Consider the following 14971-nt stretch of genomic DNA (forward strand, 5'->3'; position numbering starts at 1 on the left):
ATCCCAGCCCAAGAGGAATGAGGCCCTGCATGCCATCCCCCCACACCTCGCCCACACCCACCGGACCCGGTACGCACGATCTGGGCTTCGACCCCGAAGAGCTGCGCCTGAAGTACCGCGCTGAACGCGACCGGCGGATCCGGCCCGACGGCAGCGCCCAGTACCGGCGGGCCGCCGGTGAGTTCGGCTACTACGACGCCGACCCCCACGCCGACCCGCACTTCGCCCGGGAGCCGTTGCGGGACAAGGTCGACGCGGTGATCATCGGCGGCGGATTCGGTGGTCTCCTCGCTGCGGCGCGGCTGCGCCAGGCGGGCGTCGGGTCGCTCCGGGTGGTCGAGAAGGGCGGGGACTTCGGCGGCACCTGGTACTGGAACCGGTATCCGGGCATCCACTGCGACATCGACGCCTACACGTACATGCCTCTGCTGGAAGAGGTCGGCTACGTCCCGAAGTGGAAGTACGCGCCGGGCGAGGAGATCCGCGAGCACTCGCAGGCGATCGCACGGCACTTCGACCTCTACCGGGACGCCTGCTTCCAGACCGAGGCCACCGAACTGCGCTGGGACGACAGCGAGTCGGAGTGGACGGTCACCACGGGCCGTGGGGACCGCATGAGGGCCCGCTACGTGGTGGTGTCGAGCGGAACGCTCAGCCAGGCGAAGCTGCCCGGTATCCCGGGTATCGAGGACTTCGAGGGCCACACCTTCCACACCAGCCGCTGGGACTACGAGTACACCGGAGGCGACCAGGACGGCGGCCTGGCGGGGCTCGCCGACAAGCGTGTGGCCCTCATCGGCACCGGCGCCACGGCCATCCAGGTCGTACCTCACCTCGGAGCCGACGCACGGCAGGTGTACGTCTTCCAGCGCACCCCCTCCTCGGTCGACGTCCGCGAGAACCGGCCCACCGACCCGGAATGGGCCGAGTCGCTCACGCCCGGCTGGCAGCAGCGGCGGATGGAGAACTTCCTCGAGGTCGTCACCGGCCAGCCGGTCGACAAAGACCTGGTGAACGACGCCTGGACCAGCACGGCCCGCCTGCAGGACAAGCTCATCCCGACCGATGCCTACGCGGACGTTCCCGCCGAGGAGCACGAACGGGCGTACGAGATGGCCGACTTCCAGAAGATGAACGAGATCCGTGCCCGCGTGGACGCCGTCGTGGAGGACAGCGAGACCGCCGAGAAGCTCAAACCCTGGTACCGCTACATGTGCAAACGGCCCACGTTCAGCGACCACTACCTCCAGACATTCAACCGCCCCAACGTCACGCTTGTCGACACCGCGGACAGCCATGGGGTCGAGCGCATCACCCAGAACTCCGTGGTGGTCGGCGGTATCGAGTACGAGGTCGACTGCATCATCTTCGCGACCGGGTTCGAGGTGGGCATCTCCGGCGTGATGTCCGGGAGGCTCCCGGTGCACGGGCGGGGCGGGGTGTCCCTGCTGGAGTCCTGGGCCCAGGGCCCGAAGACGCTCCACGGGTTCTACAGCCACGGCTTCCCGAACTTCTTCCAGCTCGGCCCGCTGCAGAACGCCAGCTCCGTCAACTACGTCCACACCCTCGACGAACAGGCCACGCACGTCGCCGAGGTCGTCGCCGAGTCGGAGGAGCGCAAGGCCCGCCACATCGAGCCCACCGTCGAGGCGCAGGAGGAGTGGGTGGCCACGATCCGCGAGAAGGCGCCGAGTGTGCACGCCTTCCAGGCGGAGTGCACGCCCGGGTACTACAACAACGAGGGCAAGCCACGGGCGCGCAGCCAATCGTTCGGCGACGGGCCGGTAGCCTTCCACAAGCTGCTCAGAAGCTGGCGCGAGAGCGACGGCATGGACGACGTCCTGGTCGTGGCCGAGTGACGAACATGCGCGCAACGGACGAGCAGGCAGCCGCGTACCCCAGCAGGTTCGACGGGGCCACCCCACGAAACGCCCGCCGGTCCGCCGAGAGGCTCAACCCGGCCAACCCGCTGTGGGGATCCAACGGCATCACGTTCGGCCCGGACGGGCGGCTGTACGTCGCCGAGTTCCTGGGAGGGAGGATCAGTGCGGTCGATCTCGCGGGGGGTGACCTCGACGTCGTCGTGCCGGCAGGCGGGCCGGTCCAGACGCCGGACGACCTCGCCTTCGGAGCGGACGGCTCGATGTACATCGCCGATCTGGTCCCGGGCCGGGTCTGGCGGCGCAGTCCTCAGGGCGAGTACTCCCTCGTCTGCGACGAGGTGAAGAACCCCAACGGCATCACCTGCATCGGCGACCGGCTTTTCGTCAACGAGATGAAGCCCGACGGCCGCCTGATGGAACTCTTTCCGGACGGCGGTGAGCCGGCCGTGCTCACCGAGGGGCTCGCCATGGGCAACGCGATGCAGCGCGGGCCGGACGGGTACCTCTACTACCCGCACATGATCAGTGAGCAGGTCTGGCGCATCCCGCCGGACGGCGGTGAGCCAGAGATGGTCGCGGACCAGGTGGACCGGCCGGTCGCGGTGCGCTTCGACCAAGGGGGCGTACTGCATGTCCTGTCGCTCGGACCGGAGGGCAGGGTGACCCGCATCGATCTGCACGGCACCGGGTCCAGAACCCTGGTCACCAGCGGCGTGTTGGGACTGGACAACGCGGCGTTCGATGCCGAGAACCGGATGTACGTCTCCAGCTTTGCCAGCGGCGGCATCACCGAGATGCGCCCCGACGGGCGGACCCGGGTGATCGTGCCACGCGGCTTCGACGGCCCCTACGGCGTCACGGTCGGTCTCGGCGGCACGGTGTACGCGGCCGACCACTACCGGGTCGCGAGCCCTGCGGTGCCCCCCGAGGGCACCGGGGCCGGCGACGGCGCCCGCGCGGACACGGGTGAACCGGTCAGCCACGTCCTGGCGCCTTTCGCCCACGGCATCGCCGCGGAGGGCGGACTCCTTCACCTCACCTCGCAGTTCGGGGACGTCCGCACCTACGACCCCGCAGACGGGTCGATGCGGACCCGCGTGGGAGGACTGAGCCGCCCCATGGGCATCGCGGTGAGCCCGGCCGGCTCGCTCGTCGTCGCCGAGACGGGCGGCGGCCGGGTGCTGGCTGTCGCCGAGGACGACAAGGTCACCGTCCTCGCGGAAGGGCTCGGCCGGCCGGTCGACGTGGCCTTCGATACGGCGGGGCTGTGTTACGTCAGTGACGAGCAGGCGGGTGCCGTGCTCAGGCTGGAGCAGGACGGGACAGCGACCGTCGTCGCCGACGGGCTCGGTGCCCCGCAGGGGCTGACGGTCCTGGGCGACGAGCTGTACACGGTGGAGACCGAGCACCGCAGGGTGCGCGCGGTCTCCCTCACCACAGCGGCGAGCTGGACCGAGGCCGAGGACCTGCCGGTCGGTCCGTCACCGCAGGCCGTGCCCCTCCCGCCGGACGCCGAACCCGCGCTGTTCGCCAACGGTCTGCCGGGGCTCGCCCGCCGCTTCGCCGGTATCGCCGCCGCACCGGACGGTTCGCTCGTCCTGTCAGCGAACGGCGAGGGCACCCTGCTGAGGCTGACCCCGTCCGGGCCCCGGTAGCAGACCTCCGGGCAGCGGCTGCCGCCCTGCCACGGCACGCGGGTGTGCCGTGGCAGGGCGGCGGCCGTCCGGACGCACCCCCTCAGAGCATCAAGGTGACACCGCCGGGCCGGCCGGGGGCTGACCATCCGCGAGGCGGACGCCCAGACCGAGGTCCTCGACCATGACGGGGAGCCCGGTGACGAGTGACTGGTTCGCCGCCGCGCCGACCGCGACGGCGCGCACTCCGTCCAGATACCCCGCGGAGCGGTTCAAGGGGTCCTCCCCCACGCGCAGCTCGCGCCGGAATACGTCCTTGAGGAGGATCGCGTCACCGCCTCCGTGGCCTCCGATGCCCTCCGGGACCGGAACCTCCTCGGCGCGGCTCCAGTGCCTCTGCAGGACCAGCCGGTGGCCCGTAGGGCGGATTTCGTCGGCGAGTTGGGCATGGGCGGCCGACGGATCGAGGTCGATCCCGCCGTCCGTGCCGAGCTGGAGGTGTCCGCGTTCCACGACCTGGAGCTCGGCCCTGCCCTCGGTGCCGTTGACGGTGACCTTGTAACCCTCCCAGGGGCTGTGCGCGTTGAGCGAGTAGCTGAGCGTCGCTCCCCCTTCGTAGTCGACCAGGACGGACAGGTTGTCCTCGATGGTGATGCCGGGCGCGAACGGGTCCTGGTCGCGGAGGTATCCGTCGTGCTCCTCGGCGCGCAGGTACAGCGCCTCGAGGCGCGGATCGTCCCTCAGGTCGAGCGAGAAGGGGTCCCCCTGCGCACCGGTGCCGCGCTCCGGACGTGGGCCCATGCCTCTGCCGGCGGCGTTCTTGTCGCCGTAGAACCTCAGTGCGCCGGAGGCGAAGACACGGACGGGGACATCGTCCAGCCACCAGTTGACCAGGTCGAAGTGGTGACTCGCCTTGTGCACGAGCAGGCCACCGGAGTTGGTCTTGTCGCGGTGCCAGCGCCGGAAGTAGTCCGCGCCGTGCATGGTGTCGAGCGCCCACTCGAAGTGCACGCCCGTCACCTGCCCTATCGCACCGCTCCCGATCAGCCGGCGCAGCGAGGAGTTACGTGGCGCGTAACGGTAGTTGAAGGTCATCACCACATCCCGGCCGGTGTCGGCGACGGCTGCGGTGATCCGTCGGCACCCGGCCGCGTCCGTCGTGAGCGGCTTCTCCACCACCACGTCGGCCCCGGCCCGCAGGGCACGGTCCACGAGTTCGGCGTGCGTGCGGTCGACACTCGTGATCACGACGGAGTCGACGGCCTGCTCGGCGATCATCGTCTCCAGGTCCTCCGGCCCGTAGCGCGGCAGGCCCGCGGGGGCTCCGGAGCCGAGCGCCTGCCCGACGTACGCGTCGTAGTAGTCGATCCTCGCGGGATTCGGGTCCAGCCACGCCACCAGTTCACCGACGTCCGCGTGCTCCCCGGTCAGCGCCGTGACGTACATGCCCGCGCGGTGGCCGGTGCCGGCCACCGCGTAGCGGGTGCGGCGGCGGCCCGGGGGCGGGGCCGTGAAGTCCGGGACCACGCCGGGGCCGGCCCGGGTGCCGGTGCTCGACGCGGGCGCGGTCGGGTTCTGGTCCACCGGGCTGTGCTTGGTCACCACGGTCCTTTTCCCTCGGTCTGTCGTGTTGCCGTCTTCCGGGGCCCGTCGGCTGCCTCGACGCATCTGTGGTGCTCTCCGGCCCACCCAGCCGTTCTCACGCGGAACAACGCATGATGTGTGCCCGCCGGGAACCACACGCACACCTGGGACCGGCCCGTTGCCGCGCCCCGCCGGCCCGCCCTGGGTACAGTCGGGCGACCGATTCACCGAGCCAGGAGGAGTACAGCCGGACATGGCGGTGGACGCCCTCGACACCCGCATCCTTCGGCTGCTCATCGAGCAGCCGCGCACCAGCGTGCGTGAGTACGCGCGCATCCTCGGCGTGGCACGCGGCACTCTGCAGGCCCGGATGGACCGGCTGGAGCGGGACGGAGTGATCACGGGCACGGGCCCCGCCCTCTCCCCCGCTGCCCTCGGTCACCCGGTGCTCGCCTTCGTGCATCTGGAGGTCACCCAGGGGCATCTGGACGAGGTGGGGGACGCGCTCGCCGCCGTCCCGGAGATCATCGAGGCGTTCTCCACGACCGGGGGCGGCGATCTGCTGACGCGTGTCGTGGCCCGTGACAACGGGCATCTGGAGGACGTGATCCAGCAGTTGATCCGGCTCCCCGGCGTGGTCAGGACCCGTACCGATGTGGCTCTGCGCGAGCGGGTTGCGCACCGGGTCCTGCCACTGGTCGAGTCGGTGGGGCGGGCAGCGGGCTCCGGCTGATCACCGTCGGGCATGCTGGAGCCCATGAACAACCGGTCCTTCCCCGCCCCGCCCGTCCTCTTCGATCTCGACGGCACTCTCGTCGACAGCGAGCCGAACTACTACGAGGCGGGGCGCCGGCTCCTCGCCCGGTACGGCGTGCGGGACTTCAGCTGGGAGAACCACACCCGTTTCATCGGGATCGGCACCCGGGAGACCCTCACCGTCCTGCGGGAGGAGTACGGGATCGAGGCGCCGGTCGACGAACTGCTGGCCGGAAAGAACGCCCTGTACCTGGAGCTCGCAGGGACCTCCACCCGCGCCTTCCCCGAGATGCGCGCCCTCGTCGAGCGGCTGCACGAGGGCGGGGTGCCGATGGCGGTGGCGTCGGGGTCCTCCAGGGCCGCGATCGAGGCATCGCTCTCGGTCACGGGACTCGACGCGTACCTCCCCCTGTATGTGTCCGCCGAGGAGGTGGCGCACGGCAAGCCGGAGCCCGACGTGTTCCTGGAGGCGGCCCGGCGGCTCGGGGTCGCCCCGGACTCGTGCGTGGTCCTGGAGGACGCCGTCCCGGGGGTCCGCGCGGCCCACGCCGCGGGAATGCGCTGTGTCGCCGTTCCCGACGACCGGGCGACGGCGGACGGAGCGGCGTTCGGGAAGGCGGAGTTGCTGTTCCCGGGCGGGCAGGCGGAGTTCACCGCGGCTGCGGTGCTCGAGTGGCTCTCCACCGGGTGAGAACAGGCCGCTCCCGCCCACCGATTGGCCGGATCCGGCGTCTCGCCCTCCGGCAGGGCGAGCGGAGGTCCGGAGGACAGATATCCTGATCACGCCGCGCACCCCGACGCACCGTACCGGGGCGATGAGCCCGATGGGGTCGCCGCCGCGGCAGTCGGAGCGGGCCACAATTCGAGATTGGTGTGCACAGGTGCTGGTTGCTGGGCGGTACCGGCTGATATCCCCCATCGGCCGTGGCGGTATGGGTGAGGTGTGGCGCGCCACGGACGAAGTGCTGGGACGGGCTGTGGCGGTGAAGCTGCTGCTGGGCGACCAGGCTGATGCCTCGTCGACCGCGCGCTTCCGCCTGGAGGCGCAGACGGCCGCGCGCCTGAGCCACCCTCACCTGGTGGCCGTGTTCGACTTCGGCTCGTGGGAAGACCGCTTCTATCTGGTGATGGAGCTGGTCGAGGGCAGGAGCCTCGGGGATCTGCTGGAGGCTCAGGAGACGGTCCATCCCGAGCAGGTCGCGCGTATCGCCGGCCAGGCCGCCGCCGGTCTGGCGGCTGCTCACCGGCAGGGCATCGTCCACCGGGACATCAAGCCCGGGAACCTGATGCTGGACGCCGACGGGTCCGTGAAGATCGGGGACTTCGGCATCGCCCAGTTCGTCGACGACCCTTCCACGGCGCTGACCACGGCCGGCCACATCGTCGGTACGAGCCTGTATCTGGCTCCGGAACGGGCCCTCGGCCGTACGGCCGACTCCGCGTCGGACATGTACTCCCTGGGCTGCGTCGTCTACCAGTTGCTGGCAGGGCAGCCGCCGTTCCGCTCCGACACGGCGACCGCCACGCTCTACCAGCACGTGGACACGCCTCCGGTGCCGGTCAGACAGCGAGGGGTGGACATCTCCCCCGCGTTCGATTCGTATCTGCTGGGCCTGCTGGCGAAAAAACCCGAGGACCGGCCGAGCGCGCAGCAGGTCTCCGACTGGTTCCGTACGGACGCCTGGCGCGGCCGGCCCGAGCCGCTGCCACATCACACGGCCGCCGCCCCGCGGCCCGCCGCGCATGTCGCTCCCGCGCAGGCTCCGGGCGCCCCGGGCGCCGGGGGCCCGTCGACGTACCGGCTGCCGCAGGCCGGCGGCCGCAGACGGGCGGCTCCCGCGCCCCGGGCGTCCAGATCCGCGGCCCGATCGGCGACGACGCGACGGATGAGTACGGGTGAGGCCATCCGCCGCCGCCCGCGCGTGGCGAGCGCCGTGGCCGGAACGATCGCCTTTCTGGCGGCGGTGTACCTGGGCACGATCCTCTTCGCACCGGACACCGGTGTGGCTGACACCCCGGATCCCGGTGCCACCCCGACGGCGGGACTCGAGTCGCCCGCGCCGACCGAACCGGCAGCGGACCCGGCTCAGGACGGCGACGGCGAGGACGACTGAGCCGCCCGTTCACCAGCGGGAGTGGACCTCCGCGCGGATCCGGCGGTCGTACAGGTCGCGCACCGCGTCCAGCGTGCTCTGCGGGAGGGGCGGGAGCGCGGCGGCCGACGCGTTGGCACGGGCCTGCTCCACCGAGCGCGCACCGGGGATGACGCCGGTGACACCGGGCTGCTGGATGATCCAGCGCAGCGCGGTCTGCGCCGGGGTGACTCCTTCGGGCGCGAGCCCGGCGAACTCCGCGGCGGCGGCCACACCGGTCGCGTAGTCGATGCCCGAGAACGTCTCACCCTGGTCGAACGCCTCGCCGTGGCGGTTGTACGTGCGGTGGTCCTCGGGAGCGAAGACCGTGTCCGCGGTGTACTTGCCGGAGAGCAGTCCGGAGGCGAGCGGAACACGCGCGATGATCCCGACCCCCGCCTCGACAGCTGCCGGGAGGACCTCGTCGAGGGGCTTCGGACGGAACGGGTTGAGGATGATCTGCACGCTGGCCACTCCGGGCCTGGCGATGGCCTTGAGCGCCTCGGCGCACGTTTCGACGCTCACGGCGTAGGCGGCGATCCGCTGCTCGGCGACGAGCGTGTCGAGGGCGTCGTACACGGCGTCGGAGGAGTAGACGGCCGTGGGCGGGCAGTGCAGTTGTACGAGATCGAGGGTGTCGGTGCCGAGGTTGGCGCGTGAGCGGTCGTTCCAGGTACGGAAGTTGTCCAGGACGTAGTTCTCCGGAAGCTGTTCGGCGCGCCTGCCCATCTTGGTGGCGACGAAGACGTCCGCGTCCGGGCGGTCCTTCAGATAGCGGCCGATGAGCTGTTCGCTGCGGCCGTCGCCGTAGACGTCGGCGGTGTCGAAGAAGGTGACTCCCGACTCGACGGCGGCGTCGAGGACGCCGAAGGCATCCGCCTCCCGCACCTCACCCCAGTCCCCGCCCAGCTGCCAGGTGCCCTGTCCTACGACCGATACGTCACGGCCGGTCCTGCCGAGTGTGCGCTGCTCCATACGGCTCATGCTACGTCCGCACGCGGACCGGCGGCGGTGGCCGGCGCCGGTCCGCGTCCGCGCTCAGTCGCTCGTGGTCACACGGACGTAGTCGACGACGAGTTCCTGTGGGAAGGTGGTGCTGCCGTCCGGGTCGCCCGGCCAGTAACCTCCGACAGCGAGGTTGAGGATGATGAAGAACGGCTTGTCGAACACCCAGGTGTTGCCGTTGAGGTCCGCGGGTGTCCTCGTCTGGTAGACGGTGCCGTCGACGGACCAGGTGATGGAGTCGGGGGCCCAGTCCACCGCGAAGGTGTGGAAGTCGTCGGCGAAGGCGGCCCCGCCCGGAAGGGTGTAGCCGGCGCCGATGCCGCCCTCGCCGGAGTAGCCGGGGCCGTGCAGGGTGCCATGGACGGTGCCGGGCTCCTTGCCGACGTTCTCCATGATGTCGATCTCGCCACTGTTGGGCCAGCCGACGTCGCCGATGTCGGCGCCGAGCATCCAGAACGCGGGCCATATGCCCTGCCCGCGCGGGATCTTCATCCTGCTCTCGACATGTCCGTACTTCGCGGTGAACTTGCCGGAGGTGTTGAGCCGGGACGAGGTGTACTCACAGGCCCCGTACCAGCACTGGTAGTTGCCGGGGTTCTCCTTACGGGCGGTGATGACGAGGTTGCCCTGGCCGTCGAGGGCGGCGTTGCTGTTTCCGGCCGTGTAGTACTGCCGTTCGTGGTTGTTGACGTTGTCGCCGGTCTCGGTCAGCCACTTGCCGCCGTCGACGGCGGAGCCCGCGGGGCCGTCGAACCCGTCCTCGAAGGCCACCGCAGCCGCCCGGGAATCCGTGGAGGACGCAGCCGTGTGGGGGTCGGGTGCGGCCGAGGCTCCGGCGGGAAGGGCGGTCATGGCCACGGAGCAGCACAGCAGGGAGAGAGCGGCGTACAGCGTCGCGCGGCGCCTCTTCGAGAGGCGGCGTACCGCGTGGTGGGGAGAAGGCACAGTCATCACATCATTTCGGGTGGGGGGATGACAGTCATGCGCATGACAGGTAGCACCGAGAGATGAACGGTTGACGCGCTCACCTCAGGCGTATCTTTCAACTCTTGATTTAAGGCAGCCGCCCGGGGCCCGTCAAGGATCTGGTCCAGACCGGGCGGCTACGGGTAGAAGTCGCCGCGGCGGGGAACGGACAACCCATGCGCATCCATACCGAAGTCTCCCTTCCCGCCGCCCTCGCCCTGGCCTTCACCCTGCTGGCTCCGGCCGGCGCGGCGACGGCCTCCTCCGCCGCGCCCCCTCTCCCCACCTGTCGGGAAGGCAGCCTGAATGTCGCCGCCTCGGCCTCGGACCAGCCGGAGACGGTGCGGATCAGCGTCACCAACCACGGTCGCCAGGCGTGCGCCGTCGACCGCATCCCCACGGTCGTCTTCGACGATCTGGACGGCCCCGCCCTGCCGGTGCCCGAGGGCGGGAGCGGACCGTACCGCCTGCCGGCCGGCGGCTCGGCCTACGCCGCGGTGCGCACCCTGGACCCGTCGGCCACCGAGCTGCGGGTGGTGGACCGGCTGACGGTCGCCGGGGACCCCTCGCACCGCGGGCGGACCTTCGACGCGGCCTCGCTGGGGGCTCCGGACGGAATCCGGGTCTGGGAGCCGGTGACCACCTGGTGGCACGGCTCCGCCGCGGCGGCCGACGCCGCACTCGAGGAGCACACGGACTGATCCGCCTCGCCGCGCGGGCTCCACGTACGACTGCCGCCGTGCGGCGCGCGGTCGGCGGCGGCACAGTGGAGGCATGGACTGTGCGGGGCACGCGCGGCCCCGACCGGGCGGACGCGTTTCGTCCGAGCGCGTCCCGGCGGAAGGATCTGACGTGGACAGCGAGAGCACACGGCGCTTCGTGGTGCAGATCCACGACGCCCGGCGTATGCATTTCGACTTCCGTCTCGAGGTCGGCGGCGTCCTGAAGTCCTGGGCCGTACCGCGCGGCCCGTCGGACAACCCGAGCGACAAGCGACTGGCCGTGCCGACGGACGACCATCCCCTGGAGTACCGCGACTTCGAAGGCGTCATTCCGCGGGACGAACAGGGCAGCGGCACCGTGATCGTCTGGGACCAGGGCACCTACAGCCCGACCAGCCACGATCTCGCGGGCGCCCCCGTCCCGTTCGCCGAGTCCCTGGAACGCGGGCACGCCACGTTCCGGCTCGACGGGGCCAAGCTGCACGGAGAGTTCGCCCTGACCCGCTTCCGTATCGACGACGAGGACGGGGTCCCCGGACCGGAGGCCTGGCTGCTGATCAAGGCCGATGACCGGCAGGCGGTGCACGACCGGCCGGGCACTCCCGATCCGTACCACGCGCGCTCGGCCCGCACCGGCCGCACGCTGCACCAGGTCGCCGTGGCGGAGCGGGAGGGCGCCCACTGAGAATCACCGCGCGGGCGGCCCGCCGTCGGACGCGCCCAGCCGTCCCAGGACGTCTGTGTAGCGGTGGCGCTTGTCGGGCCGGGCGTGGCGGACGGCGTGCCGCAGAGCGGGAAACTGCGGCCGCGAAGCCGGACCTGCCGTCCCGGAGAGCGGCCACGGGGGCGCGCCGAGGGGCTGAAGGCCCGTCATCCAGTCGACGAGAAGGGCACGTGCCCGGTCGTCGCCGGCGTCGGAGTACCCGGCCATCAGAGCGGAGAGGCGCTGCCTGGAGTCCGGAGGGCGCGGGGCGTGGCGCCGGAACTCCTCAAGGGTGCGGCGGGAACGGAGGGCGGGGCGCAGCGCGGACCGCCACGCTTCCGCCTCGCTGCCGGGCGTGAGCGGTTCCGGCGTACCGAACGCCGCATGCAGCACGGCGGTTTCGGCCTTCTGGGCGGTGGGCGTCCCCGGCGTCCATACCGCGCACGGCCTGGTAGAGCGGTTCGCCGGGTGGCTCGTCCCGCAGCATCGTGGGGTCCGTGATGAGTTCGGCCCGCAGCCAGGCGATCCGCACCCGCGCCGGCAGCGGCGGAACCGTGCGCCACGCAGGCAGCCGCCGTCGCGGGAGGTGGATGCCGAGCCGCGCGTGGAGCCCGGCCAGCAGGACCGCCCCAGGCACCACTGCTGTGTCCGCGCGTCTGCGGTGGTCGTCGTCACCGTCGGATATCAGGTGTCCACGGGACCGCGCAGCCGGCGGATACCGATGCCTCAGCGGGCCGGCCCGCCCACCGCCCCGACGCGGGACGCCAGTTGCTCTCGCAGCCGGGTCAGTCGGGCGATCTCCGCGTCCAGCACGGCCAGTCTCCGCGCGGCGACCCCCGGGCTCCCCGTGTCTCCGTCGCCTGAGGCACCGCAGCGCTGCGGCGGATCGTCCATGAGCAGGTCGAGACGGTCCGCACAGTGGCTCAGGTCCTCCACGGTGAGCCCAAGGGACAGCAGCTCGCGGATGAACCCGATCCGGGCGACATCCCGTGCGCTGTACTGCCGCTGTCCCGTGGTGCTGCGCGCCGGCGGGGGCAGCAGCCCTCGCTCCTCGTAGAACCGAAGAGCTCTCGGCGTGGTCCCCGCCGCCGCAGCGGCGTCACCGATCCGCATCCCCACCCCCACTGCCGCTGTGCCGTCCTGGTGCTACAGCTCGACCACCACCGTGCCGAGATGCTGCCCGGTCATCAACTCGTGCAACGCGGCAGGGGCGTTGTGCATGCCCGTGATCCGCACATGCGGAAAGGTGATCTCGCCGGATCGCAGCCACGCGCCGAATTTCCGGGTCCATTCGCCATGGGCCTCCGGGTGGTCAAGACCGGAGACCCCCCGCATCGTGATCCGCTTGACGACCAGCTGGAACGTGTCGATCTCGACCGGCGCGGTGGTGCCGCCCCCCTTTTCGGACAGCTGGCCTGCCAGCGCCCCGACCAGGACGAACCGGGCTCCGGGCCGCGCCGCCCGTACGGCGGCCCGCAGCTGCTCGCCCCCGACCATGTCGACAAAGACATCAATACCCTCAGGGGCTGCTTCGGCCAGCCGGCCGGAGAAAGAATGCTCCGGGTTCCTCAGCACGACGGCGTCGTATCCGAGGCTGTCCGTCATCCGCTGGGCCTTGGCCGACGACCCGGTGCTTCCGATCACGCGTCCGGCGCCCAGCAGCCGGGCGGTCTGGCCCGCCATCGAGCCGACCCCTCCTGCCCCGCCCGACACGAACACGGTCTCCCCCGGCTGGAGGTCCGCGGACCGGGTGAGCGCCGCATATCCCAGGGCGCCCTGGGAGAGATGTGCCGCCGGGCCGGGGAGTGCGCCGTCTTCGAGCAGGACGCACCCCCCGACGGGCACCACCGCGTACTCCCGCCATCCGAGGAAGTGCGAGACCAGCGATCCCACGGGCGGTCCGGCGGTGCCCGGCCGCGCCATCACCTCACCGACGGCCGGGCCGAACAGGGTGTCGCCGGGGACCAGACCGGGGAAGGGCGCCCCCTCCACCCCGCCGCCGATGACGGTGCGCAGGGCGGGGAAGACCTGGAAGTACGTGTTGCGTACCAGCACCTCCCCCTCCCCCGGCCGTGGAAGCGGCTGCTCCACGACGCGGAAGTGCTCGGGGCGCGGCAGGCCCTCGGGGACGGCCGCAAGCCGTACCTCGTGGGAGGTACGGGGCAGGGCCGGACGTGCGGTCATCGGCGGACTCCTCGTCTGCGTGCTCCGGGCCCGGGTGGCCGGAGCACGCAGACGCTCAGCCCTCACCCGTACGTCAGGGGCAAGGGCCGGACCGCGTCAGGAGTTCTTGGTGGAGGCGAGGTGCGCGAACACCACCACGTTGTCCTTGTAGTCCTTCTTCTTCTTGTCGTAGACACCGCCGCAGGTGATCAGCCGCAGCTGGGCGGCGCCGGTGTCGGCGTACACCCGCTTGTCGGGGAAATCCGCCTTGCTGAAGGTCTCGACCGAGTCGATCTTGAATGTGGCGACGGCACCGTCCTGACGGGTGATGTCCACCGTGTTGCCCGCCTTGAGCGTACTGAGCAGCAGGAAGACGGCGGGACCGGTCTTGGTGTCGACGTGCCCGGCCACCACCGAGGTGCCGCGCTCGCCTGGGGTCGCCCCGTCCTTGAACCAGCCCGCGAGGTTCGCGTCGGTCGCCGGCGGCGCGTCCAGCTGCCCGGAGGAACCGATCGACAAGGGCGTGAAGGGGGCGTCGACGGCGATCGACTTGATCGAGATCCGCTTGGGCTCGGACCTTGGCAGCCCGAGAGGAGTGGTGGACGCGGACGCCGACGGGCCGGGCGAGGCGGGCGCCGAGGAGGCGGGGAGGGAGACCACGGCGGGGGCGGGCGGGACTCCGGCCGACGCGTCGAAGGAGTTGTAGACGAGGAGGAAGCCCAGTCCCACCGCCGCGACGGGCCACAGCAGGGAACGGCCGAGGGCAGGGGAGGCGGGGTCTGGGTCGGACGGCTGCGGGGCGGCCATGCGCATGCTGCCTTTCGCGTACGGGAGGGACGGACGGCTGTACGGGGAAATCGGCGCGGCCACCGCCCTGGAGAGGGCGGCGGCCACGACAGGATTCGTTCAGCGATGCGGAGCGGCGGTCAGACGGCCGCGGCACCCGAGGCGTTGCGGCGGCGCAGCTTGTACGCGGCGGCACCCAGGCCACCGAGCATCAGCACCGAACCGGCGGCCAGGCCGCTGCCGGAGAGCGCCATCGCGCCACCGCCGGTGTGGACGCCACCCTCGGGCTTCTCGTGCTTCCAGGTCTTCTCGCTGTCATCGGAGCCGGTGCCGGAGCCGGACTCCTTGTCCTTCTCCCAGTCGTCCGACGACAGACCGGCCAGCGCACCACCACCGGCGTGCACGCCACCCTCGGGCTTGTCGTGCTTCCACGAGTCCGGCTTCTCACGGTCGTCGTTGCTGCCGGAGCCGGACTCCTTGTCCTTCTCCCAGTCGTCCGACGACAGACCGGCCAGCGCACCGCCACCGGCGTGCACACCGCCCTCGGGCTTGTCGTGCTTCCACGAGTCCGGCTTCTCACGGTCGTCGTTGCTGCCGGAGCCGGACTCCTTGTCCTTCTCCCAGTCGTCCGACGACA

At 71.3% G+C, this 14971-nt stretch carries 15 protein-coding genes; 7 read left to right on the plus strand and 8 right to left on the minus strand.

Going from position 1 to position 14971, the window contains the following annotated elements; genetic code table 11:
* The first annotated feature begins 29 nt into the window (after nt 1–29).
* Both ACIREO_RS13940 and ACIREO_RS13945 read left to right on the plus strand, forming a co-directional pair.
* Nucleotides 30–1859, plus strand: coding sequence for a flavin-containing monooxygenase (locus ACIREO_RS13940; RefSeq protein ID WP_404108649.1), 1830 nt, complete (start codon nt 30–32; stop codon nt 1857–1859).
* Nucleotides 1860–1864: 5 nt separating this feature from the next.
* On the plus strand, nt 1865–3538 hold the full coding sequence (locus tag ACIREO_RS13945) for an SMP-30/gluconolactonase/LRE family protein (protein WP_404108652.1): 1674 nt from the start codon (nt 1865–1867) through the stop codon (nt 3536–3538).
* A 90-nt stretch (nt 3539–3628) separates the two neighbouring features.
* Here ACIREO_RS13945 and ACIREO_RS13950 read toward each other — a convergent pair whose 3' ends face one another.
* Complete coding sequence (locus ACIREO_RS13950; RefSeq protein ID WP_404108656.1) at nt 3629–5119, minus strand: Gfo/Idh/MocA family protein; 1491 nt, start codon at nt 5117–5119, stop codon at nt 3629–3631.
* Between the two features lie 235 nt (nt 5120–5354).
* Between ACIREO_RS13950 and ACIREO_RS13955 the strand changes: the two genes are divergently transcribed.
* From ACIREO_RS13955 to ACIREO_RS13965, 3 genes are all read left to right on the plus strand, one after another.
* A complete protein-coding gene (locus ACIREO_RS13955) occupies nt 5355–5834 on the plus strand; it encodes an Lrp/AsnC family transcriptional regulator (protein ID WP_404108659.1) in 480 nt (159 codons plus the stop codon).
* A gap of 24 nt (nt 5835–5858) precedes the next feature.
* Nucleotides 5859–6548: an HAD family hydrolase gene (locus ACIREO_RS13960; RefSeq protein ID WP_404108661.1), complete on the plus strand. Its 690-nt coding sequence runs from the start codon at nt 5859–5861 to the stop codon at nt 6546–6548.
* 241 nt (nt 6549–6789) lie between these two features.
* A complete protein-coding gene (locus ACIREO_RS13965) occupies nt 6790–7971 on the plus strand; it encodes a serine/threonine-protein kinase (RefSeq protein ID WP_404108664.1) in 1182 nt (393 codons plus the stop codon).
* A gap of 9 nt (nt 7972–7980) precedes the next feature.
* On the opposite strand, the gene ACIREO_RS13970 is transcribed toward ACIREO_RS13965, so the two are convergent.
* On the minus strand, nt 7981–8973 hold the full coding sequence (locus ACIREO_RS13970) for an aldo/keto reductase (protein ID WP_404108667.1): 993 nt from the start codon (nt 8971–8973) through the stop codon (nt 7981–7983).
* Between the two features lie 54 nt (nt 8974–9027).
* The gene (locus ACIREO_RS13975) at nt 9028–9945 is read right to left on the minus strand and encodes a family 16 glycosylhydrolase (RefSeq protein ID WP_404108669.1); all 918 of its coding nucleotides are present in this window, start codon (nt 9943–9945) and stop codon (nt 9028–9030) included.
* Nucleotides 9946–10136: 191 nt separating this feature from the next.
* Here ACIREO_RS13975 and ACIREO_RS13980 point away from each other — a divergent pair, with 191 nt between their 5' ends.
* Together ACIREO_RS13980 and ACIREO_RS13985 are read left to right on the plus strand one after the other, a co-directional pair.
* Nucleotides 10137–10661, plus strand: a complete 525-nt coding sequence (locus ACIREO_RS13980) for a DUF4232 domain-containing protein (RefSeq protein WP_404108672.1) — start codon at nt 10137–10139, stop codon at nt 10659–10661.
* Nucleotides 10662–10734: 73 nt separating this feature from the next.
* Nucleotides 10735–11367 carry a DNA polymerase ligase N-terminal domain-containing protein gene (locus tag ACIREO_RS13985; protein WP_404108676.1) on the plus strand — a complete coding sequence of 211 codons (633 nt, stop codon included), beginning with the start codon at nt 10735–10737 and terminating at the stop codon, nt 11365–11367.
* 3 nt (nt 11368–11370) lie between these two features.
* Here ACIREO_RS13985 and ACIREO_RS13990 read toward each other — a convergent pair whose 3' ends face one another.
* From ACIREO_RS13990 to ACIREO_RS14010, 5 genes are all read right to left on the minus strand, one after another.
* A complete protein-coding gene (locus ACIREO_RS13990) occupies nt 11371–11778 on the minus strand; it encodes a hypothetical protein (RefSeq protein ID WP_404108678.1) in 408 nt (135 codons plus the stop codon).
* Nucleotides 11779–12111: 333 nt separating this feature from the next.
* The gene (locus ACIREO_RS13995; RefSeq protein ID WP_404108680.1) at nt 12112–12498 is read right to left on the minus strand and encodes a MerR family transcriptional regulator; all 387 of its coding nucleotides are present in this window, start codon (nt 12496–12498) and stop codon (nt 12112–12114) included.
* 33 nt (nt 12499–12531) lie between these two features.
* Entirely contained in the window at nt 12532–13569 is a 1038-nt protein-coding gene (locus ACIREO_RS14000) for an MDR family NADP-dependent oxidoreductase (protein WP_404108682.1), read from the minus strand.
* Nucleotides 13570–13665: 96 nt separating this feature from the next.
* Nucleotides 13666–14355: a class F sortase gene (locus ACIREO_RS14005; RefSeq protein ID WP_404108758.1), complete on the minus strand. Its 690-nt coding sequence runs from the start codon at nt 14353–14355 to the stop codon at nt 13666–13668.
* Between the two features lie 119 nt (nt 14356–14474).
* Nucleotides 14475–14971, minus strand: a 497-nt coding sequence (locus ACIREO_RS14010) for a hypothetical protein (RefSeq protein ID WP_404108684.1), incomplete at its 5' end; no start/stop codon positions are given.

The sequence above is a fragment of the Streptomyces sp. NPDC102441 genome, from assembly GCF_044765585.1.
Classification (GTDB): Bacteria; Actinomycetota; Actinomycetes; order Streptomycetales; family Streptomycetaceae; genus Streptomyces.

Excerpts from the sequence above, each read along its gene's own strand:
- ACIREO_RS13940 (WP_404108649.1), top strand. The coding sequence starts at position 30 with ATGCCATCCCCCCACACCTCGCCCACACCCACCGGACCCGGTACGCAC.
- ACIREO_RS13945 (WP_404108652.1), top strand. The coding sequence starts at position 1,865 with ATGCGCGCAACGGACGAGCAGGCAGCCGCGTACCCCAGCAGGTTCGAC.
- ACIREO_RS13955 (WP_404108659.1), top strand. The coding sequence starts at position 5,355 with ATGGCGGTGGACGCCCTCGACACCCGCATCCTTCGGCTGCTCATCGAG.
- ACIREO_RS13960 (WP_404108661.1), top strand. The coding sequence starts at position 5,859 with ATGAACAACCGGTCCTTCCCCGCCCCGCCCGTCCTCTTCGATCTCGAC.
- ACIREO_RS13965 (WP_404108664.1), top strand. The coding sequence starts at position 6,790 with ATGGGTGAGGTGTGGCGCGCCACGGACGAAGTGCTGGGACGGGCTGTG.
- ACIREO_RS13970 (WP_404108667.1), bottom strand. The coding sequence starts at position 8,973 with ATGAGCCGTATGGAGCAGCGCACACTCGGCAGGACCGGCCGTGACGTA.
- ACIREO_RS13975 (WP_404108669.1), bottom strand. The coding sequence starts at position 9,945 with ATGACTGTGCCTTCTCCCCACCACGCGGTACGCCGCCTCTCGAAGAGG.
- ACIREO_RS13980 (WP_404108672.1), top strand. The coding sequence starts at position 10,137 with ATGCGCATCCATACCGAAGTCTCCCTTCCCGCCGCCCTCGCCCTGGCC.
- ACIREO_RS13985 (WP_404108676.1), top strand. The coding sequence starts at position 10,735 with ATGGACTGTGCGGGGCACGCGCGGCCCCGACCGGGCGGACGCGTTTCG.
- ACIREO_RS13995 (WP_404108680.1), bottom strand. The coding sequence starts at position 12,498 with ATGCGGATCGGTGACGCCGCTGCGGCGGCGGGGACCACGCCGAGAGCT.
- ACIREO_RS14000 (WP_404108682.1), bottom strand. The coding sequence starts at position 13,569 with ATGACCGCACGTCCGGCCCTGCCCCGTACCTCCCACGAGGTACGGCTT.
- ACIREO_RS14005 (WP_404108758.1), bottom strand. The coding sequence starts at position 14,355 with ATGGCCGCCCCGCAGCCGTCCGACCCAGACCCCGCCTCCCCTGCCCTC.